The organism is Saccharibacillus sacchari, assembly GCF_037722395.1.
In the GTDB taxonomy this organism is placed as follows: Bacteria; Bacillota; Bacilli; order Paenibacillales; family Paenibacillaceae; genus Saccharibacillus; species Saccharibacillus sacchari_A.
On sequence record NZ_JBBKAR010000034.1, the window covers coordinates 165,312 to 187,961 of the forward strand.

Sequence of the window (22,650 nt, forward strand, 5' to 3'; positions counted from 1 at the left end):
ATCGTCCTCCTTCATCTTCCATACAGCAGATACGCTTTTCTTCGTTCGTTCCATTGCTGCGCTTCCAGCCGCCAACTTTCCGCGATCTCCGCGACTCCGTCAGACTCGGCGATCCGTTCTCTCAGCAAGCTTCCCCCGGCCAGCAAATCGACGAAAAACCGGCGTCCGCCGCTCGGCGGCTCCAACCAACGGAACTCCCGGGGATGACGCCGGATCACGGCATGCAGCAGCGCAAGCCCGGTGTTCACCGCTTCGAAAATCGTCTTGTCCGTCACGAACAACCGCACGCCTCCGCATAGCTCTCCCGCATGTTTGGAAAACGTCGGCGTGTTGTACGTCGGATGAAAATGAACGCCCGGCAGCGCCAAACCGTTCAGCTCGTCCGCCAGTCCTTCCCCGTCCAGCCACGGCGCGCCGATCCATTCGAACGGGCGGGTCGTGCCACGGCCTTCCGACAGGTTCGTCCCTTCGAAAAAGCAAGTGCCCGCGTACACCCTCGCCGTATCGACGAACGGCATATTCGGCGACGGCAGCACCCACGGCTGGCCGGTATCGCCGAACTCCGTCCGACGCTCCCAACCGTCCATCTTCACCACGCCCAGCTCGCAGCCCAACCTGCGCTCGGCGTTCGCCATCCCGGCCTGTTCGCCGATCGTCATGCCCGTGCGGATCGGCAGCTCCCAGGCGCCGACCATCGACTCGAAACCGGGCTTCAGCACGCCGCCTTCGACCGCAAGCCCGCCGAGCGGATTGGGCCGATCCAGCACGACCAACGATTTGCCGCACGCCGCGCAAGCTTCGATCGCATACAGCAGCGTGGACAAATACGTGTAAAAACGGATACCGAGATCCTGCATATCGAAAATCAGCGTGTCGACGTTGCCGAGCATGGACGGCGTCGGTTTTTTGTGCTCGCCGTACAGGCTGAACACGGGAATGCCGAGCGTCGGATGGATCTCGTCGCCGAAGCGCTGTCCCGCCTGACGTTGGCCGTATAACCCGTGTTCGCAGGCGAACAACGCGGTCAACGCGCTGCCTTCCAGCGACGCGCAGATCTCGACGGACGAACGGAAATCGGCCGTGATTCCGGTCGGATTGGTAATTAGTCCCAACCGTCGGTTTTGCAGCAACGGATGCGTGAAGCCGTCCGCCAGCCGATCCAGTCCCGTCCGCACAAGCGGAGACGTGCGCGAACCTGCCGTTTCCACTTGCCCGGCTTCCCCTTGACCGTCGCCCGGCGTACGGCTTGCCAGATTCGGCACGTCGGTTGACGTATGATCGGCGAGGTTCAGTTCGACGCTTGGCACAAAGCCCGACGCATAGCGCGCACGATTCCCGCCCTCGCTCCGCGTACCCCCGTTCATCCGGCATTCCCCGGCAGCGTGCCGAATCTCCGGCCTTCTTCTTGTTCGTTTTCCTCGTCGCCGTCCGGGTGCAGCACGTTATACGTGGCCTGATGCAGATAGACCGCCAGAAGTCCCGCATACACGGACAACACGCCGACCACGGTGACCGTGAGCAGCACCCCGAGCACCAACGCCTGGAAAAAAGCGCCGATCGTGTAACCCGGGTGCCGCAGCATCAATTTGACGCTTTCGCCCATCGCGCGGAAAATGCCCAGATCGCGCTGAAGCACCAGTTGAAGCGCGTAAAACTGCGACACCAGCGCCATGATGACAAAATACGTCTGGAACACCGCGATCGCCATGTAGAACACGCCGGTTTTGCCGCCGTAATACCACCAGGTCGAGACCAGGATCAGCATCAGCAACGAGCAAAAAAGACCGAACACGACCGCGGGCACGAAGCCTTTGGACGCGCCTTGCAGCACCGCGCGCACGCCCGACGGCTCGCCCAGCGTCCGCCGATGGTACGCGTAGAACGCGCCGTACACAAGCGGCATGTACAGCAGCGGCAGCAGGATCAGCGAGGCGGCGACCGGCAGGAATACCAGGATCGGGATCAATACGGCCGAGCCGATCAACGTGTGCACGACCGCCGGAACGATCTCGTAAAACGCTTCGCGGCCCGTTTTGACCAAAATCTCGTTCAGTTTGCGCATAGCGGGACCTCCTTTAATGAAATAGGACGTTCAGATTCCTGTTTATGTCTCGATTCGCATCTCCGTTTCGGGATCGAAAAAGTGGATTTTGCGCAGGTCGAAAATAAACGGTTTATCCAGCCCGGCGTACGCTTTCGTTTCCGGGTGCACTTTGGCGGTGACGAGACGTCCGCCGATATGGAAATACAGCAGGTTCTCCGAACCGAGATGCTCAACGACCTGGATATGCGCGGTCATGCGATGCGGCGACGACTCCAGGCCCGGCGCGTAATCGTCGCCGTGGATGTCTTCGGGACGGATGCCGAGAATCAGTTTTCGGCCCGCGTAAGGTGATAGCGCTTCGAGCGTCGCGGCCGGAAGTTCGAACGAGCCGCCTTCCACGACGAGCCGCCCGCTTTCGACGGACGCGTCGATAAAGTTCATCGGCGGCGAACCGATAAAGCCCGCGACGAACATGTTTTGCGGTCTGGCGTACAGTTCGGTCGGATTGGCGATCTGCTGGATCACGCCGCGGTTCATGACGACGATCCGCTCGCCGAGCGTCATCGCTTCCACCTGATCGTGCGTGACGTAGACGATCGTGGCGCCGAGACGCTTGTGCAATTCGCTCAGTTCGACCCGCATCTGCACGCGCAGCTTGGCGTCGAGATTGGACAGCGGCTCGTCGAACAGGAATACTTGCGGATCGCGCACGATCGCACGGCCGAGCGCTACCCGCTGGCGTTGTCCGCCGGACAGTTCGCGCGGCTTGCGGCCGAGCATCGGTTCCATATCGAGAATGGCGGCGGCTTCTTTGACTTTTTGGTCAATGTAGGCTTTCGGCTTTTTGAGATTTTTCAGTCCGAACGACAGATTGTCGCGGATCGTCATATGCGGATACAGCGCGTAATCCTGAAACACCATCGCGATATCGCGGTCTTTGGGATGCAGTTTGTTGACGACGCGGTCGCCGATCAGAATATCGCCACTCGTCTGATGCTCCAGGCCTGCGATCATACGCAGCGAAGTCGTTTTGCCGCAGCCCGACGGGCCGACGAACACCACGAATTCTTTGTCGTTGATCACGAAATCCGAACCGGCGACGGCGGTGAAGTTTTCTTTGCTTTGATCCTGAAACTCTTTGCGTACATTGCGAAATTCGACGCGTGCCATAAGTGTGGCCTCCCTGCCCGTAACCGACTGCCGCGCTGCGTCCCGCAGTTGGCGGCGCAGCGCGTTCGCGGCTCATGAAAGATTAAAAACGTTGCGCGGCGCGGCTTTTTTAGCCTTTGACCGCGCCGATCGTAATGCCTTGAAGGAAATAACGCTGAAGCGAGAAAAACAGGATCATCATCGGCAGCGCCCCGATCGTCGCTCCGGCCATCATCGCGCCGAAATCGGTCGATTCCGCGAACACGAACGACGCCAGCCCGACTTGAATGGTGCGCATATCGGTCGAATTCGTGATCAGGAACGGCCAGAAAAACTCGTTCCACGACGCGACGAACGTAAAGATCGCCAACACCGCAAGCCCCGGCTTCGCCAACGGCAAGATCACTTTCCAGAAAATGCGGAACTCGCCGCAAGCGTCGATCCGCGCCGCGTGAATCAGTGAAGTCGGCAGCGAAGACATGTACTGCTTCATCAAAAAGATATTGCCCACGCTGACGGCGGTCGGCAAGATGATCGCGGTATACGTATCCTGAAGCTGAAGCGTGTTGACCATCAGGATGTACAGCGGGATCAGCGTGACCTGCGCCGGAATCATCATCGTGCTGAGCAAAATCCAGAAGATCGCGTTGCTGCCGGGAAATTTGAGCTTGGCAAACGCGTATCCGGCGAGCGAAGCGAAAAAGACGTTCGTGACGGTCAGCACCGACGAAACGAGCAGCGAGTTGAACAGCCAGCGCCAGGCGGCCGTTTTCGCGAAAAAGCGTTCATACGGCGCCAGCGACAGGGCTTCCGGGATCATCGAAGGCCGGAACGACGCCGAAGCGGCCGAATCCTGAAGCGAACCGACGAGCATCCAGTACAGCGGCACGATCGTCAGGACCGTCCATACCAGCAGCAGCGCCGCGGCGATCGCCAGCATGATTTTTTTGGATTGCAAAACACTCACCTCCGTGCGTAAAAGTTACCGGGCGTTCGGGCAGCGGCGCTCAATATTCGACGTCGCTGGAGAACGCTTTGAATTGCAGCACCGACACGATCACGATCAGCAGCGCCAACACGAACGACTGCGCGGACGCCAGCCCGAATTCATAGAACTGGAACGCGGTCTGGTAAATGAGGTACGCGATAGTCGTCGTGGCGAAGTTCGGGCCGCCCTGCGTCATCAGATACACCGAGATAAACACCTGGAACGACGTGATGATGCCCGTGACGAGCAGGTACAGCGTCGTCGGCTTGAGCAGCGGCCAGGTGATGCGGGCGAACTTGGTCCAAGCGCTGGCGTGGTCGATATCGGCCGCTTCGTAAAGCGACTTCGGAACGCCGCCCATCGACGCAAGGTACAAAATGATACCCGCGCCGTGCGAGCCGAGCCAGTTCATCAGGATCAGCGAAAACAGCGCCGTGCCGGATTGTCCCAGCCAAATGACGGGATCGATCCCGAACAGGCCGAGAAACCGGTTAAGCAGTCCGGAATTCGTCGGATCGAAGATGGCGAGCCAGACGACGGAAATGGTGACGCCCGACGCAACCGCCGGCAAATACAGCGTCGCTTTGAAAAAGGTCTGCGCTTTGTTTTTCATCTGGAAAATCAGGTACGCCAGCACGAACGTGATCACGATATTGACCGGCACCGTGGCAAGCGTGAAAATCACGGTGTTGCGGATCGATTTCCAGAACACGTCGTCGGTCAACATGCGCGAGTAGTTATCCAGGCCGATCCAGGTCGAGCCCATGACTTTGTACTGCTGAAAGCTCATGATAAACGCCGAAGCGACCGGGTACAGCGTGAAGATCAGAAACAGAACGACCGGCGCCAAAATAAACAGGTACGCCCAGCCGTATTCGCGAAAGAACCGGCCGCGGTTGTTCGGGCGGGGCGGCGACTTAGGCGAAGACGGTTTGGACAAGACGGAAGGTTGCACAAGGGTTCCTCCTTTTCGGAAAATCCTAAGATCCTATTCGCTGAGGACGCTGCAAGCTGCGGAAGAAATTCGTTGCGTTGGGCTACGCTTATTCTTCGAAAAGCTTCAGCTTTCCAATGAACTTCTTCCTACGCTTCGGCTTCGCGGGCAAGGATTTTTCAAAAGCTTTTTAGTGCTTAAGTGCTTACTGTCCGAAAGACTGGGAGCCTTTGGATTTGAAGTCTTCGGCGATTTGTTCGGGCGTTTTTTCGCCGGAGTAGAGAGCTTGCATATTCGGTTTGACGACCTGTTCCTTGAACTGCTTTTGTTTGGCGGCAAGAGCGGCGTCGAGTTTCAAAGTGACGGGAAGTTCGGCGTTTTCGGCCATTTTTTCGGCGGCGGCAAGTGTCGTTTCGGTACCCAGTTCTTTGCCGGCGAACGCTTCCTGCTGCGATTTGCGGACGAACGGCAGCGCCAATTCGTTGGACGCGTTGCCCGCTTCGGCGTCGCTCAGGTATTCCATGACCATAAACGTGTTTTTGGCATGTTGCTCGCCTTTGTCGTTTTTCTGCTTGAACGCGACGTAGCCTTCGCCTCCGGTCGTCGTTTTGGCCGGCGCGTCGTCGTTATGGGGAACCGGCAGGTAAACGAAGTCGATCTTCTCGCCCTGCACCGTTCCGGCGTCGATGTCTTTGTTGCGGGTCGCGAGCATTACGTCGTAATACGGGATCGCTTTGGAAATGATCGCGGCTTGTCCGGCGTAAAACATATCCGTCCGTTTGGTCGGATCGAGCGCGGCGGTTTCTTTCGGCACGTAGCCGGAATCCATCAGCTCGCGGATAAACGACAGCGTGTCCAAAATGCGCTCGTCGTTCCATTGGAATTTGCCCGTGTCGTCGAGCACGTCCGGCATGCCGTTGTTGCGCGACAGCATCTCGATGAAATCCAGCGAACTGCCGTCGGTCACGAGCGCGTACTGCGGCGAACCGTCGGCGGTTTTCCCGGTCAGCTTGGACGCCGCTTCTTTGAACTGCGTCCAGGTCCAGCCTTCGCTTTGGATCTTTTCCCAGTCGATGCCCGCCGCTTCGAGAATGCGTTTGTTGCCGCCCCATCCCCATTGGAATTGGTACAGCGGAAGCCCGTATTGCACGCCCTGGATCTGACCCAGTTCAAGCGTGCCCGCCACATAGTCGTTTTTGATCTCGTCCGTCATGTACGGCGTCAGGTCGAGCGCAAGCCCGGTATCGACATACGTGCCGTCCACGCTGTGGAAATACAGATCCGGCGGGTTGCCCGCGTTCAGCGCCACGTCGAACTTTTGCGGCCCTTCGGCCCAGGAAAGCATTTCCGTCTGCACGGTGATGTTCGGATGTTCGTCCTGGAATTTCGCGACGCGTTCTTTCAATTCGTTCTCGTATTCGCCGTACACGGGATACGTCCATACGGTGACCGTGTCTTTGTCTTCTGGTCCCGCCGCGGTAGAACCTCCTCCGCCTCCGCACGCCGTCGTTACGCCTACCAACATTGCCAGCGAAAGCAACCATCCTGTTTTTTTCATCGTTATGCCTCCCTTTTGGAATCGAAATGACGCCGAGAAAGATAAACTTTGCCGCTATCGCGCTTGTTACAGTTCTTTGATCGCCTGACGGCTTTTTTCGAGATACGTGACCGAGTGCTCGTAATTCCGGCTGGCGACGCTCAGGTACAAAATGTCGATCAGGTTAAGCTGCGTGATCCGCGACGCCATGGCGCCGCTGCGGATCTCGTTTTCCGTCGAAGCGGTGCACAGCGGGTAATCCGCCGTTTTCGTCAACGAAGACTGGCCGTACTTGGTGATGCCGATGACCGGACAGCCGTTGTCTTTGGCGAGCTTGGCCGCTTTGAGCACTTCTTTCGTTTCGCCGGAGTAGGAAATGCAGATGACCGCGTCTTCCGGGGAAGCCGTCAAAGCGGCGGTGAGTTGGACGTGCGGGTCGGCGAACGAAAAGCTGGTTTTGTCGATCCGCAAAAACTTTTGCTGGGCGTCCATCGCGATCAAGTTCGAAGCGCCGACGCCGAAAAAGTACAGATTGCGCGCCGAGGCCAAACATTCGACCGCTTGCTCCACCATTTTTTCGTCCAAAATCTTGAGCGTGTCGCGGATCGACTGGATATTGTTGGCCGACACGCTTTGCACGATCGCGGATACGCTGTCGCCGGGCCGGATTTCCTGATAGCCCTGCGCTTCGCCGGCTTGTTGCAGATCGCCCGCCACTTTGATCTTCAGATCCTGGTAGCCTTTGAACCCGATCGTTTTGCATAACCTCACGATCGCGGCCTGACTCGCCCCGCTTCGCGACGCCAGCTCGGCAATCGAGAACTGGATCGCTTCTTCCGGCGTTTTCAAAATAAAGTCCGCGATTTTCCGCTCAGAAGGATTCAGGCTTTCCAGTCCTTCTCTCAGACGGATCAATCCGCCGTTCATCGCTTGTCCCCCTTTTTCATTTTCTGAAATTCTTTTCTGTAAATATTCATTGCGTTACTAAAACTTACATAAAAGGTTTTCTTACCTGCCAGACGTTTGAATGTGTTCATTATAGAATCGACGAAATAAAATTTCAATATATTTTTTATTCGTGAAATTTTATTTTACATCCTTTGGCATTTCGCCTATACTGAACAACAAATAAAGAGGTGAATACGATGAATTTCTTCGCAGGAGTCGATGGTGGAGGCACCAAAACGGAAATAGCGGCGCTGGATGCGCAAGGCAACACGCTTTGCCGAATTCGCGGGGAAAGCACCAATCCGCATGCGGTAGGCCGACAAAAAGCATTCACCGAGCTGACATCTCTTTTCGGCCTTTTATGGAAACATCCGAATCTCTATGATCTAAAATGCTCCGGTATCTCTCTTGGTATGTCAGGTATAGACGGCGAAAAGGAACGTGCCGACCTTACCGCTCATTTGAAGCAAGAGCTTCGCAAGCAAGGCGCGGATTGTCCGTTCGAGATCCGAACGGAAGGCGAGATCGCGCTGACCGCCGCGCTCGGCAAGCCCGAAGGGCTGCAAGTGATCGCGGGGACAGGCTCGATCGTATACGGCTTTGCGCCCGGTCGGCGCAAAGCGCGCGCCGGAGGCTGGGGGCATCTGCTCGGCGACGAAGGCGGCGGGTACCGGATCGGTCTTGCGGCGCTGCGGCTGTCAGCGCTGGCGTTCGACGCGGAAGACGCGGGCGCGGGGGTTGGGAGCGAAGCGGGCGGCGGAGCAACGCCGCTCGCGGACGCGGTGCGCGCAGCGCTCGGGCTGGACACGCCCGAGGCGCTCAAGCGCTGGGTGTACGCGCCCGGCACGGGCAAAGCGGCGATCGCCGCGCTGGCCGAGACGGTGCTGCGCGCCTGCGAGTCGGGCGATCCCGACGCGCGGGGCATCGTCGAAGACGAAGCCGCGAAGCTTGCGGCCACGACGGCGGAACTGCTGCGGCGCAGGCCGGAGTTCGCCTGCGGGGCGGCCGTGCTCGGCGGCTCGATCTTCGGGCATTCGCCGAGCTTTCGCGGGGCGTTCGCCCGGATCTTGTCGGCGGAGTTCCCGAAGCTGACGTTCGTCGACGGCGCAGCCGGCCGTTCGCCTGCCGAAGGCGCCGCCCTGCTCGCTTTGCGAACTTTCGGCGGCTGAACACAAGCCGCCGCAGAACCGAGACTTCACCCTGCCGAGAAAGCCTTAAGACAACGAGATAAATTCGTTGAAGCATAAGCTTTTCCAAACCAAACAACACACCGAAAAATTCGACCGTACCTGGAAGCGAGAAGACGGAGAGAGAAATTCAGTGTAGGAGCGCTAGCGTTCGCCTTTGAAATGGAGAAAATTCCGCTAAAAATTTAAATCCTTTTCTCCATTTCAACACGCGACCGAAACGAATTTCTCTCGCAGTCTTCTCGCTTCCCGCACACACACAACTTTTTCGAAAACACATCATTCAAGGCTAGCTCCCATCGGATGCGGCCCATCCTATACGGCAAAGGAGACTGAACGCTATGGAACATCTTTTGGGCACCCTGACTACCGAGCAGCCGAACCCGAACACCGCCGGGATCGACCGATTGGACTCCGCTTCGATCATGAGGCTGATCAACGACGAGGACCGGCTGATCGCCGAACGTATCCGTCCGCTTATCCCGCAGATCGCGGTCGCCGCCGACGCGGTCGTCGAAGCGTTCCGCGCGGGAGGGCGCCTACTGTACGTCGGCGCCGGAACGAGCGGGCGTATCGGCATTTTGGACGCGTCCGAATGCCCGCCCACGTTCGGCACGCCGTCCGAACAAGTGCAAGGCTTGATCGCCGGAGGCTTCCGGGCGATCAAAGACCCCGTCGAAGGCGCGGAAGACCGCGAAGAACTGGGCGCGGCGGAGATCGACGAACTCAAGGCAGACGCGCGCGACGTCGTGCTGGGGATCGCCGCCAGCGGACGCACGCCTTACGTGCTGGGCGCGATGAAACAAGCGATCGCGCGCGGCGCCGTGACGTTCGGACTGTGCAACAACGCCGATACCCCGATGGCCGAACTTGGCGTTCCGGTGATTCAGGCGGTCATGGGACCGGAAGTCGTGATGGGTTCCACCCGCATGAAAGCCGGCACGTCGCAAAAGCTGATCCTGAACATGCTCACGACGACCGCGATGATCCGCAGCGGCAAAGTGTACCGCAATCTGATGGTCGATCTCAACCCGTCCAACGAAAAGCTGGTGTTCCGCGCCAAACGCATTATCGGATTGGCGACCGGAGCGGACGATCGCGCGATCGAGCAGGCTTTCGCCGATTCCGGCCGCCAGGTCAAAACGGCGATCGTGATGCTCGAAGCAGGCATTGGCGCGGACGAAGCCCGCAGCCGTCTGGAAGCTTCGGGCGGGTTCGTGCACGGCGCGATCCGCAACTGACCGTCCGCGCGGCCGCTGCCGGAACATTTCCGATCCGGACAAGTTTTTCCGCGTTCGGCCCGGCGCGCTTCCAAGCCTCGGACATCCCTTTTTTTTCGTGCGCTGCGGCCCTTCGTCGCGGTCGCGCGTTTCCGGTTAGATGCCGCGATCGCGCCGACCGGACGCCGGCCGCGGCTTTTTTGCGCTTTTTTCTTTGGGCGCCTTCCTACGAATTTTGAGAGTCGCCTTTGCGGTTCCGCGTCTTTTTCCCCCTTTTTTCTCATTGTATTCGCCCCGAAAATCTCATACCCTTAACATCACCGAAGCTTTGCCCCGCGCGAACGCGCAGACCGAACATTCCTTTTATTGTAAAATTATCGTTTGAAAAGGCATGACGTGGTTTATGAAGGAATCAAGTAGGAACGCGCGATCCGGATAGGCTTTTTTCTTCGATCGGTCCGGCGGCCGCGCGTCTCCCCCTGCATTCCCCCTCTATTCCAGTCCATCGAAAAATGGCGAAGCGGCGGCATCGAACAGGTTTCGCAAGCGGACTTCTGTCATTTCCCGGGAAAGGAAGGCTCTTCTTGAATATTTTATTCTATAGAGATTCGCAAGATCAGCTTTTCCATATCAGTCCGCGTCAGCTCAAAGTCGCTTTGACGCTGTCGCTGATCATGGCCGGATTCACGTTGGCCGCGCTGGTTTTCGCCAATCGGCCGCTGCCGGTGTTCGCCGCTTTTTTCCCCGTCCTTAGCGCATGGGGCATTTTGGGCGACGTGTTGACGGCGTTTATTTTATTCAACCAGTTCAGGGCTTCGCGGATCTTGCCGTTGCTGCTGCTCGCTTCGAGTTTTATGCTCACCGGCATGCTCAGTTTGTTTTACCTGCTGGCGTTGACCGGGATGCTGCCGACCGTCGGACCGTTCGCTCCCGGCCCGCAAACGTCGGCATGGCTGTGGTGCTTCTGGCATCTCGCTTTTCCGATCGGCATTTTGTCGTTCTGCTGGTCGGTACATCAAAAACCGCGGATCATCCCGCTTCGCAAGCTGCCGGCGTATCTGCTGGTCGCTACCGTGTCCGTGGTGGGCGGCGCGCTGCTGCTGTTCACGCTCGCCACGGCAGGCCAGAACCTGCTGCCCGTCATTATCGAGAACGGCAATTACCGCAAACTGATCGATTCCGGCTTCGGCCCGTTTATTTGGGGACTGAACGCGCTCGCTTTCGTGTTCGCCATGTTTCCGTATAAAAGACGCGGCGTGCTCCGGGTATGGCTCAGCGTGTCCACGCTCGCCTTTTTGCTCAGCATTACGCTTAGCCTGGCCGCGGAGCAGCGTTATACGCTCGGATGGTACGCTTCGCGCGTCGACGTGCTGATCGCGTCCACCGTCGTGCTGCTGGCGATCATCAGCGAAGTGAACAAGCTGTTTATCCGGTTAAGCCGCCAACACGAAGAACTGGCCGAATCGCAGCGCGCGCTGGAAGAAGCGAACGAACAGCTCAAAGAGCTGTCCGGCGTGGATGCGTTGACGAAGATCGCCAACCGCCGCAAGTTCGACGAAGAATTGCGCCAGGAACTGAACGCGCCGCAGCGCGCCAAAGAACATCTGTCGCTGCTCATGATCGATATCGACTTTTTCAAAGCCTACAACGACAATTACGGGCATCTCGGCGGCGATATGGTATTGCGAAGCCTCGCTCCGAAACTCGAATCCGAAGCGCTGGCGCATTTCGGCTTCACGGCCCGGTACGGCGGCGAAGAGTTTGCGATCATCCTGCCGGGACACAGCGAAATAGAAGCGGAGCAGATCGCCGAGCTGATGATCGAGACGGTGCGTTCGCTCGGCATCCCGCACGCGTATTCGGAAATCTCCGACCAGATCACGATCAGTATCGGGGGCTGCACGCTTTATCCCGGCGAAAAATCAGGCGCGCACGACCTTATCGGCCGTGCCGACGAGGCGTTGTACCGGGCCAAAGCCCAGGGTCGCAACCGCTTCGTGCTCGCCAGATCGGGGCGTCCCCGACGTCCCTTCCCTTGAAATGCCGATCTTTATCCGCTAAGTCGCCGTTGTGCGCTGTCCGTCTTCGCCGTTTTACCGTTTCGCGGTTCTTTTTTTCGCAGCCTGCACCGTCCTGTTTCAGGATGAGAGCAGGCTTTTTTCATGCTGCATTTTCCACACCCTTCCAAGTTTGAAAGGTTCCGTTTACAACGCCTGACGTTTGTTCTAACATGGAACCAAACCGGCTTCATTCCGGGCAGCGGACATCGGCGACGACTTCCGCGTTCCGAAGTAAGCTTTTACCCGCGATTTCTTGGATGCCCGGCATGTTCGCAATCCCGCATCACTATCCCCCGACGAGGAGAGATCCAGCGATGAAACCGTATCTGAAGGTCAACGAATGGCGCATCATAGAAGAAGGCTTCGACCCCGAGCGCAACGAGGTGTCCGAGAGCGTATTCAGCATCGGCAACGGCTATATGGGACAACGCGCGAATTTCGAGGAACGCTACGGCGGGCCTTCGCTTCAGGGCAGCTATATGGCAGGCGTGTATTATCCGGACAAAACGCGGGTCGGCTGGTGGAAAAACGGCTATCCCGAGTATTTCGCCAAAGTGCTTAATTCCGTGAACTGGATCGGGATCGACGTCGAGATCGACGGCGAGACTTTGGACTTGTCCGCGGCGACCGTCGAAGATTTCGCGCGTACCCTGGATATGCGGGAAGGCACGTTGTGCCGTTCGTTCACCGCGACCCTTTCGAACAATAAAAAGGTGCGCGTCGAGTCGCTTCGTTTCGTCAGCGTTCCGTTCAAAGAAATCGGCGTTATCCGCTACACGGTCACTCCGATCGGCGAAGCGGCGCAGCTCAAGCTGACTCCGTATCTCGACGCGGACGTGGCGAACAAAGATTCCAACTATGACGAAAAGTTCTGGGACGGCATCGCGCAGGACTCCGGCGTCGATTACGCCAGCGTCGAAGTGCGCACCAAAAAGCTGGATTTCCGCGTCGCGTCGCATATGGTGTACGAACTGGCGGCTTCCGGCGAAGCGGATCAAGAGTTCCACGTGGAAGCGGAAACGCACAAACGGGACAAATTCGCGGGACTGACGCTGTCGCTCCGGGCCGAAGCCGATCAGAGCATCACGCTATACAAATACGTCGCCAACGTCACCTCGCGCGATCACGAACCGGAGAAGCTGGCGGTCAAAGCGCAAGAGTTGGCGGAAAAGGCGCTGGAAGGCGGTTTCGACGCGTTGCTGGAGAGTCAGCGCGAAGCGTGGGCGGCCAAATGGCGCGACGGCGATATTGCGATCGAGGGCGACGAGACGGCGCAGCAGGCGATCCGGTTCAACATTTTCCAACTGCATCAGACGTACACGGGCGAAGACGACCGGCTCAATATCGGACCGAAAGGCTTTACCGGGGAAAAATACGGCGGCAGCACCTATTGGGACACCGAGGCGTACTGCATTCCGTTTTACCTCAGCACGGCCGATCCCGGCGTCGCGCGCAATCTGCTGATCTACCGGTACAAGCATCTGGAAAAAGCGAAAGAGAACGCGGCGAAGCTCGGTTTTTCCAAAGGCGCGCTGTACCCGATGGTCACGATGAACGGCGAAGAATGCCACAACGAGTGGGAGATCACGTTCGAGGAGATCCACCGCAACGGCGCGATCGCTTACGCGATCTACAACTATGTGGAGTACACGGGCGATACGGCCTATCTCGGGGAGTACGGATTCGAGGTATTGGCGGAGCTGTCGCGTTTCTGGGAAGAGCGGGTCAACTATTCGGAACGCCGCGGCGCTTACCTGATTCTCGGCGTGACCGGACCCAACGAATACGAAAACAACGTCAACAACAACTGGTACACCAACCGCATGGCGGCTTGGACGCTGGAATATACGACGGACATCGCGCGGACGTTGAAAACGGAACAACCGGACGCTTACGCAGCCGTGGTCGGGAAGATCGGATTGACGGACGGCGAGTTGGCAAAATGGAGCGATATTTCGGAGCGGATGCTGTTGGCGGAAGATGCGGAAAGCGGCGTCTTTTTGCAGCAGGACGGCTTCCTCGACAAAGACATCCTTCCAGTGGCGGAGCTTGACCCGTCCAACCTGCCGATCAATCAGAAATGGTCGTGGGACCGTATCCTGCGTTCGTGCTACATCAAGCAGGCGGACGTGCTTCAAGGACTCTTTTTTCTGGGGGACCGCTACGATCTGGACACCAAGCGCCGCAACTTCGACTTCTACGAACCGATCACTGTGCACGAGTCGTCGCTGTCGCCGTGCGTCCACTCGATTCTTGCGGGCGAGTTGGGCTATACGGAAAAAGCGTACGAGATGTACCTGCGCACGTCGCGGCTTGATCTCGACAACTACAACAACGATACCGAAGACGGCTGCCACACGACCAGCATGGCGGGAACGTGGATGTCCGTCGTGCAAGGCTTCGGCGGCCTGCGCGTTCGCGGCGGTCGCCTGGTGCTGAACCCGTTCAGCCCGGAAAGCTGGACGTCGCTGTCGTTCAAAGTCGGCTTCCGCGGCGCAAGGTTGAAAGTAACGGTATCCGGCGGGAAAACGACCGTGGAAAACGAAGGCGCGGAAAGCGCGGCACTGACGCTGTACGGCCGCGAAGTCGACCTGCCCGCAGGCGACAGCGTCTCCGGCGAACGCGACCCGCAAGCGGGCGCGCCGGAAGGGGTAGGACGGGTTTAAACAAAGCTTGGCGAGCGCAAAGCGGGGCAAGCCTAAGGTAGCACGAGCGCGGCTTAAAGCGAGGCAAGCGGAGGCACGAATTGACCTAGCACGGTTGAAATAACTGCTCAAATGCAATTATTTCGATACATTCGCTCCCGACTCTTCGAATAAGTGCAAATCTGCATTTATTTGAAGAAAAAGCACGTGAAAGAGCTATATACGGAGCGATTAATTATATATCCGCATCTATTTTCCCAAAATCGTAAAATTTGAACGAATTAAGTGTATATCCGCACTTATTCTCAATTTTTCGATCGTGCGTTTCCCATCCAAGTAACGTATTTGTCTATACGCGCATCGAATGGTTCACCCGATATTCGGGAATAGCGTTTAGCTTAGCGTCCTTCAATAGAAGGGCGCTTTTTCGTGCGGATCGTTTAACAAGTCTATCGCCGGAAAACGGATCTGACGCAAAAATTCGATACCTCATAGAAAATACGATCCGTAATGAAGGTTCGCGAAGCACAATGAACGCTTTTTCGTTTTCCTACAGATGTACTGTTCTCCCACCAACCTGACTTTATATCAATCTTCTTTCTTCGCTCAAAAACCATTCCCATCCATCCGATACAGATATTAATGTATTCTGTATATTGAAACCCATGAAAAAAATTGCACGTTTTTGCACGTAAAATGATTGATTCGTTGCTGCTTTGAGTAATAATTGAATGAAAATCATTTGCTTGGTAGGGAGAGCGGCCTGGAGTTATTCGGCTTTGTCACTATTGATTGAGGACAAATCCCGGCATCTTTCCTTTGCCATTCCGAGACGGGGTGCTTAAAATTTGAGTAGAGGACGAGATCCTGCCTGCTGCGGCGTGTGCCGTAGCGAATCGTCTCAACCCCGTTCCGGGGTAAATGATATCGCTTTCAAAATAGAGGGGTTGAAAAAGGAGGAATCCGCGTGGACAAACCGACCGGACGACTGTTACCGATCCTGAAGCGTCTGCTCGCTTCACGGGGAGAGTTCGTTACGGTACGGGATCTGTCGGATGAATTGGACGTCAGCGAACGAACAGTCAAACGCGAACTTCCCGGTGTGGAACACTGGCTCTCGGCAAGAGGAGCCCGGCTGATCCGCAAACCGGGTGCCGGAGTCAAACTGGAAGTCGCCAAGGCGCAGCTTGACGCTCTTATAGAAGAACTGAGCGCGGCAGGCCCGGTCAGGGACTACAGTCGAGACGAACGCCACTATTTCCTGATTAGCGAGCTATTGCTTGCGGCCGAGCCTGTCAAATCGTACAGTTTTGCTTCACAGTTCAAAGTTACCGAAAGCACGCTAAGCACCGATCTCGACCGTGCGGAAGAATGGTTACGGCCATTAGGCTTACGCCTGATCCGCAAACCGGGGTTCGGCGTTTACGTCGAAGGTAGCGAAAACGCCATCCGTTCCGCGCTAATCCAACTTGTTTATGAAAGTGTCGCCGAAGACCAAGTCGCCGAGCTGGTGAGCGGAAGCGTCGGAAACGAGAGCGCCGACCCCACAAGGGTCCGATCTCATATCCGCAGCCGCTTGCTCAACCTGATCGACGAAGGCGCCGCCGAGCAACTGCAACAGATGGTCGAAGAGCTGGAAAACAGTCTCGATCTCAAGCTGACCGACAGTGCTTACATCGGCCTGGCCGTCCACCTCGCTCTTGCGATTCAACGCATTCGAGCCGGACAACGTATCGCCATCGACGCTCGCATCCTGGACGGCCTTCGAGGACTCAGCGAGTTCGAGAAAGCCGAAAAGCTTGCGAAAAAGTTGGAAGAAATGCTGGGCATCGAGATTCCTGAAGACGAAGTCGGCTACATCACGATGCATCTCAAAGGGGCGGAAACGCGCCTTGACCGGGATCACGACAATTATTACGACTACGTCAGCTTCGAACTCGTTCGCCTGGCCCGCAACATGCTGAAGACGGCGGAAGCCGAACTCGGTTACGAGCTAAAAGGCAGCAGCAAATTGTTTGCCGGCTTCGTTCACCATCTGGGTCCGGCCGTCGAACGGCTGAGATTGGGGCTGGACATCCGCAATCCGCTGCTGGGGCAAATTCGCGAACAGTATGCCGAAGTCTTCGCGATCGCCGTGAAGTGTTCGAACATTCTGGCCGATTACGTGAATCGCGACGTGCCGGAATCGGAAATTGGCTATATCGCGATGCATATCGGCGCGATGAGCGAATATGCCAGAGCCGAACGCCCTTCGCCGAAGGTGCTAATCGCCTGCGCAAGCGGCATGGGCACTTCGGGGCTGCTGATGGCGAGGGTACGCAAAGAGTTCCCGGCCTTCAACCTGGTCGGTATCGCTTCCGCTTCGGAAGCTGCCGAGAACCGCGAAGCGGATTTTATCGTTTCTACCGTCGACGTCGAGACCGAAACCCCTGTCGTGCGGGTGTCTGTGCTGCTTTCTTTTAACGACGTCGAGAGTATCCGGCGCTTTGCAGATGAGGAGCAGCGGCGTTTTGTCAAAAAGAAAACCCGGCAGAATCTGCAAAGTGATCTCGTCGGCACGCTGGATGAACACAAGCAGACGCTTGAAGGCATTCTTGACTTGATGAAAAACGTCGATATCGCGGACGCTTTTACCTCCCGGGATGTAAGCGAACTGATCGCAGCCATCTCACAGCGGTTTACCGAAAACGCGGAAGATGCCGCCGTGCTCGAACGCGAACTGCACGAACGCGAACGTCTCGGCGAAACGGTCCTTTCCCAAGACGGACTGATTCTGCTGCACTGTCGCTCCGAAGTGATCGGCAAGCTCATATTGGGTATTTTCCGCTTCCCGGACGGCCTGGCCGCCGAGTCGGAAGACAAGCCGATCTCACTGAAAGCGGCGCTTCTGCTGCTGGCGCCGAAAGCCAGCGGCAAGTCCTACCTCCAGGCAGCCGGAGAAATCAGCAAATCGCTGATTGACCGTCCCGGCTTCGCCGCCAGACTCTCTTCCTCCGAGCCCGATACGCTCCGAAGAGAGATCGCGGATATGATGAGAGAGCTTTATGCAAGAAAAATAGAACAATACACATTGGAGGTTGAACAATTATGAGCAGCGTCTCCACGCCTGCAAAATCCGGCGGAGCAAGACAGGGCGTCCAAAAGTTCGGTCGTTTCCTGAGCGCGATGGTTATGCCGAATATCGGCGCGTTTATCGCTTGGGGTCTGTTGACGGCCCTCTTCATTCCAACAGGATGGTTCCCAAATGAAGCGCTGAACACGATGATCGGTCCGATGATCACGTATCTTCTACCGCTTCTGATAGCTTACAGCGGTGGTAAAATGCTTGCGGATCACCGCGGTGGCGTTATCGCGGCTATAGCCACAATGGGCGTTATCGTCGGTGCTGGCGACGTTAAAATGTTTATCGGCGCCATGATTATGGGTCCTCTGGCTGGCTGGATTATTAAACAGTTCGACCGTTCCGTTGAAGGCAAAATTCCGGCAGGCTTCGAAATGCTGGTTAACAACTTCTCTCTCGGTATTTTCGGTGCGATTTTGGCAATTGGCGGTTACTACGGCATCGGGCCGCTGGTAAGTGCATTCACTACTGTTTTGGAATCCGGTGTACAAACGATTGTAGACTGGGGTATCCTGCCGCTCGTTTCGATCTTCGTTGAACCAGGAAAAATCTTGTTCCTGAACAATGCGATCAACCACGGCATCTTCAGCCCGCTGGGCCTTGAAGAATCGGAACGTCTCGGCAAATCGATCTTCTTCCTGATCGAAGCCAATCCAGGTCCTGGTCTCGGTGTCCTGTTGGCATACTGGGTATTCGCAAAAGGTTCGATCAAGAGCTCGGCTCCGGGCGCAATCATCATTCACTTCCTGGGTGGTATCCATGAAATCTACTTCCCTTATGTTTTGATGAGACCGATTCTGATCCTGTCCGTCATTTTGGGCGGTGCAGCTGGCGTATTCACGTTCAATCTGTTGGATGCAGGCTTGGTATCGGCTGCTTCGCCGGGTAGTATCCTGGCACTTATGGCTGTAGCACCTAAAGGCGGTCACTTGCAAGTTCTCGCCGGTGTAGCCGTAGCCGCTATCGTATCGTTCCTGGTATCGGCCATCTTCCTCCGCAACTACAAAGCAGACGATGAAGATCTGGCAAAAGCACGCGAAGCTTCGCAAGCGATGAAAGGCTCCAAACCGGGCGTAGGCGGCGCTTCGTCTACAGCAGGCACGAACGTACGCGTTAACGGCAAAGTCGAAAAAATCGTCTTCGCTTGCGATGCCGGCATGGGTTCGAGCGCAATGGGCGCTTCGTCTTTCCGTAAAAAAGTAAAAGCGGCAGGTCTGCCGATCAACGTGACGAACACCGCGATTGAAAACATCCCTTCGGATGCCGATATCGTCGTGACTCAGCAAAACCTGACGGACCGCGCACGGGCAAAAGCTCCGAACGCGCATCACGTTTCCATCGACAACTTCATCAACAATCCGGTCTACGAAGATCTGATCGAAGAGTTGAAAGCTTCTCAATCCGGTGCTTCTCCGGCTGAACGCAACACGACAGCTACAACGCCGGACGCTCAATGGGATATCGACAACGCATTGGACAAAGCCGCACCTGGCGTCGTTCAATCCGATATCCTGCGCAAAGAAAACATCCGACTCGGTCTTCCGAGCGTGACGAAAGAAGAAGCCATCCGCGAAGCCGGGCGTCTGCTCGCAGCATCCGGTTACGTTAAACCAGGTTATGTAGATGCCATGATCGAACGCGAAGGCGTAGCTTCGACCTACATCGGCAACGGCGTAGCGATCCCTCACGGCGTAGGCACGGCCAAGCATGAGATCGAAAACTCCGGCATCATCGTTCTCCAATACCCTAACGGTGTCGAATTCGAAGCCGGCACGGCTTACCTCGTCGTCGGCATCGCAGGCGCCCGCGGCGAACACCTGAAGATTCTGACGAAGATCGCGGAAGCAATCGAAGACGAATCGACGGTTCAACGCCTGGCGCAAACCAAAGACGTCGATGATATCTACAACACCCTGAGCGTACAACCCGAGTAATCATGCAGACGTTTTGAAGTCGGCCGGCAGAGAATCCCCCTCTGCCGGCTTCGGCTTTGATGAGGAGTATGACTTTTCGCTGTATCCCATCTCTATTCCGCTTTTCGCCGTTTCCTTATCCCGGAAACGGTTTGATATGTTTTTGAGACTTGCTTGTTTGTGCTTTTCATTCCTTAGCCTTTTTGGGGAAGATTCTTCCCTACATCCCGGATGCGAGGATTCGGATTGAAGCGACTTTTGGCTTTGCGCAGCAAAACAACCCGAGCGCCAGGCCGAATCCTTGCGTCCCCTCTGGAGGTAAATCATCATGACTAAAAAAGCTATTCAATTTGGAGCCGGTAACATAGGCCGCGGTTTCATCGGAGCGCTACTCGTCGAAGCAGGCTACGAGCTGGTCTTCGCCGACGTTAACGAAACCATGATCAACGAACTGAACGAAAAGCACGGCTACACCATCCATATTCTCGACCTCGACAAGCGCGAGATTCCGGTAAACGGCGTATCCGGCGTTCTGTCGAACAGTCCTGAGATGTCGAAGCATATCGCCGAAGCCGAGATCATCACGACGGCGGTAGGCCCCAACGTACTTAAATTCATCGCCGTAAATATCGCCGCAGGACTCGAAGAACGCGCCAAATCCGGCTCTGGCTTCCTGAACATCATCGCCTGCGAAAACATGGTCGGCGCAAGTTCGCACCTGAAAGAGCAAGTCTATACCCACCTGTCCGACGAAGCCAAAGCTTACGCGGACGAACATGTCGGCTTCCCGAACTGCTCCGTCGACCGGATCGTTCCTCCGTTCAAAGGCGACAATCTGCTGGACGTCGGCGTAGAGTCCTTCTTCGAGTGGATCGTCGAGGAGCCTGCTTTCAAAGGCGGCGTTCCTACAATCGAAGGCATGAAGCTGACTGACACTCTGGTCGCTTACGTGCAGCGCAAGCTCTACACCCTGAACACCGGTCACGCAATCACCGCTTATCTGGGTTATCTGAAAGGATTGCCGACCGTCGACAAAGCCATTGAAGACGAATCGGTACGTACCATCGTACGCGGAGCAATGGAAGAAAGCGGCGCTGCACTTGTCAAAGAACATGGTTTCGACGCAAGCGAACACGCGAAATACATCGACAAGATCGAGAAGCGTTTCCGTAACCCGTATCTCAACGACGACGTCAGCCGCGTAGGCCGCGAACCGCTGCGCAAACTCGGCCCGAACGACCGTCTGAGCGGCCCTGCCCGTATGGCTCTGAGCCTGGATCTGCCGATCGACAACCTGCTGACCGGCATTGCGGCAGCTCTGCATTACAACAACCCGGAAGACAAGCAGTCCGTTGAGTTGCAAGCCTCGATCGAAGAAAAAGGTCTGGAAGGCGCGATCGCCGACGCGACCGGATTCACGGAAGACAGCGGCGAAAACGCAAAGATCGCGGATTCTTACGAATCGCTGAAGAACTAAGACCTCTACTTTTTTCATACCAATCATACAAAAGGGACGAAACCGAAGCGTATTCGGTCTCGTCCCTTTTTTCATATTGCACAAATGCCGCTTATTCAAAACTCAAATTAATCACGACCAGCTCCGACCGCGTCCCCATCCGCATTGGCAGTCCCCAGAAGCCGTAACCGGACGTCACGATCGAGTGCATCTGCCCTTTTTGCAAGTAGCCCCAATCGTTCTCATAGATCCGGTTCGTGATAAAGTTAGCCGGAAAAATCTGTCCTCGGTGCGTATGTCCCGACACTTCGAGATCGATGCCCGCGTCCGCCGCCAGATTCAGTTCGTACGGCTGATGATCGAGCAGGATCAGCGGCGTAGCCGGGTTCGCTTGCGCAGCTAGTTCGGCTACGGACATCCGTCCCGGATCGGTCCGATCTTTGCGGCCAATCAGCGTAACCGGCAATCCTTCACTGACCACGTCGTCGTACAACATGATCATGCCGCTATCCTCCAGCGTGCTGATCAACGACGTATCTCCCGCCTCCAACCGATCATGATTCCCGAGAGAAGCATATACCGGAGCCTCGATACCACGCAAAATCTCCGGAATCCCCTGCTTTACATACTGCACGATATCGTCATCGACCAGATCGCCGGGGAACAATACCAGATCCGGCTGCTGCTCATTGATCATGTTGACCAAACGCTTGGCATGCGACGGTCCCGACAATGCACCGAAATGCGTATCCGCCGCCATCACGATCTTCATCGACTTCCGCCCGTCCAGCGCAGGTTTGCCGATCGCCACGTCGTACGTTTTGACAACCGGACTGTACGCGCTATATGCACCGAATCCGCCCAGAAGCAGCGTCAACGCCAACGCGACTACAGTGGCCGAACGAGTCAGCTTGCGACGATCGATCCGGGTAAACCATCTAAGCAACAAGACTACGACATTCGTCAGCGGCAAAATAAGCACCATCAGATAAGCAAAAACCAACCAAATCCCCGCCGCCCAATGCGCCCAGGCATACTCGCTAAAAGCAAACCGGAAAAACATCGACCAAGCCGCAACCAACAGCCCCGCGGACCCTACAACCAACCACCGTCGACGAACATTCGGCCGGAACGCCTTAATCCCTTTCCACATATTCCAACCGATATAGAAAAGAAACCCATGATAAATGAGCAAAGAAACGATGATGCGAATCAACAAAAGCTTAGGCTCCTCTCGATTTTCGACAAGCAACAGACCCCATCGTCCGTCCTCATGCTTTTTCTTCTATTATACGAAGCCGCCAAGCAGGAAGTCGAGCCGCGCCCCGGTTGGTTGAAAAGATGGCGTGAAGGGTTCTCTGTTTGAGACAAACCCAACCGCAAAATAACTACGAAAATACAGGTATCGCCTAAAGGCGGTTTATCGAAAAACAAATAACTGCATATGT

The 22,650-nt window shown here is 56.4% G+C and carries 15 protein-coding genes; 7 read left to right on the plus strand and 8 right to left on the minus strand.

Going from position 1 to position 22,650, the window contains the following annotated elements; genetic code table 11:
- Positions 1–11: 11 nt before the first annotated feature.
- The 7 genes from WKI47_RS13450 to WKI47_RS13480 form a co-directional block, all read right to left on the minus strand.
- Complete coding sequence (locus tag WKI47_RS13450) at positions 12–1,364, minus strand: DUF1343 domain-containing protein (RefSeq protein WP_340227657.1); 1,353 nt, start codon at positions 1,362–1,364, stop codon at positions 12–14.
- On the minus strand, positions 1,361–2,062 hold the full coding sequence (locus WKI47_RS13455) for a hypothetical protein (protein WP_340227658.1): 702 nt from the start codon (positions 2,060–2,062) through the stop codon (positions 1,361–1,363). Before WKI47_RS13455 ends, WKI47_RS13450 begins: the two co-directional genes overlap by 4 nt.
- A 42-nt stretch (positions 2,063–2,104) precedes the next feature.
- Positions 2,105–3,214, minus strand: coding sequence for a sn-glycerol-3-phosphate ABC transporter ATP-binding protein UgpC (locus tag WKI47_RS13460; RefSeq protein WP_340227659.1), 1,110 nt, complete (start codon positions 3,212–3,214; stop codon positions 2,105–2,107).
- Between the two features lie 109 nt (positions 3,215–3,323).
- Positions 3,324–4,133, minus strand: coding sequence for a carbohydrate ABC transporter permease (locus tag WKI47_RS13465; protein ID WP_340227672.1), 810 nt, complete (start codon positions 4,131–4,133; stop codon positions 3,324–3,326).
- 67 nt (positions 4,134–4,200) lie between these two features.
- Positions 4,201–5,121, minus strand: coding sequence for a sugar ABC transporter permease (locus tag WKI47_RS13470; protein WP_340227673.1), 921 nt, complete (start codon positions 5,119–5,121; stop codon positions 4,201–4,203).
- A gap of 199 nt (positions 5,122–5,320) precedes the next feature.
- Positions 5,321–6,673 (minus strand): ABC transporter substrate-binding protein, encoded by a 1,353-nt coding sequence (locus WKI47_RS13475; protein ID WP_340227660.1) that lies wholly within the window; start codon positions 6,671–6,673, stop codon positions 5,321–5,323.
- 66 nt (positions 6,674–6,739) lie between these two features.
- On the minus strand, positions 6,740–7,579 hold the full coding sequence (locus WKI47_RS13480; RefSeq protein ID WP_340227661.1) for a MurR/RpiR family transcriptional regulator: 840 nt from the start codon (positions 7,577–7,579) through the stop codon (positions 6,740–6,742).
- Between the two features lie 218 nt (positions 7,580–7,797).
- On the opposite strand from WKI47_RS13480, the gene WKI47_RS13485 reads away from it, so the two are divergent.
- The 7 genes from WKI47_RS13485 to WKI47_RS13515 all read left to right on the plus strand — a co-directional run bounded on the left by WKI47_RS13485 (position 7,798) and on the right by WKI47_RS13515 (position 21,223).
- The gene (locus WKI47_RS13485) at positions 7,798–8,769 is read left to right on the plus strand and encodes an N-acetylglucosamine kinase (RefSeq protein ID WP_340227662.1); all 972 of its coding nucleotides are present in this window, start codon (positions 7,798–7,800) and stop codon (positions 8,767–8,769) included.
- A 359-nt stretch (positions 8,770–9,128) separates the two neighbouring features.
- Positions 9,129–10,028: an N-acetylmuramic acid 6-phosphate etherase gene (gene murQ / locus WKI47_RS13490; protein WP_340227663.1), complete on the plus strand. Its 900-nt coding sequence runs from the start codon at positions 9,129–9,131 to the stop codon at positions 10,026–10,028.
- Between the two features lie 563 nt (positions 10,029–10,591).
- The gene (locus WKI47_RS13495; protein WP_340227664.1) at positions 10,592–12,046 is read left to right on the plus strand and encodes a GGDEF domain-containing protein; all 1,455 of its coding nucleotides are present in this window, start codon (positions 10,592–10,594) and stop codon (positions 12,044–12,046) included.
- A 335-nt stretch (positions 12,047–12,381) separates the two neighbouring features.
- On the plus strand, positions 12,382–14,733 hold the full coding sequence (locus WKI47_RS13500; protein WP_340227665.1) for a glycoside hydrolase family 65 protein: 2,352 nt from the start codon (positions 12,382–12,384) through the stop codon (positions 14,731–14,733).
- 946 nt (positions 14,734–15,679) lie between these two features.
- Complete coding sequence (locus WKI47_RS13505; protein WP_340227666.1) at positions 15,680–17,803, plus strand: BglG family transcription antiterminator; 2,124 nt, start codon at positions 15,680–15,682, stop codon at positions 17,801–17,803.
- Positions 17,800–19,767, plus strand: coding sequence for a PTS mannitol transporter subunit IICBA (locus tag WKI47_RS13510; RefSeq protein WP_340227667.1), 1,968 nt, complete (start codon positions 17,800–17,802; stop codon positions 19,765–19,767). The genes WKI47_RS13505 and WKI47_RS13510 overlap by 4 nt, the downstream gene beginning before the upstream one ends.
- Positions 19,768–20,074: 307 nt before the next feature.
- Positions 20,075–21,223: a mannitol-1-phosphate 5-dehydrogenase gene (locus WKI47_RS13515; protein ID WP_340227668.1), complete on the plus strand. Its 1,149-nt coding sequence runs from the start codon at positions 20,075–20,077 to the stop codon at positions 21,221–21,223.
- A gap of 91 nt (positions 21,224–21,314) precedes the next feature.
- Here the strand turns inward: WKI47_RS13515 and WKI47_RS13520 are convergent, their stop codons facing one another.
- Positions 21,315–22,421 (minus strand): metallophosphoesterase, encoded by a 1,107-nt coding sequence (locus tag WKI47_RS13520; protein ID WP_340227669.1) that lies wholly within the window; start codon positions 22,419–22,421, stop codon positions 21,315–21,317.
- Between the last annotated feature and the right edge of the window lie 229 nt (positions 22,422–22,650).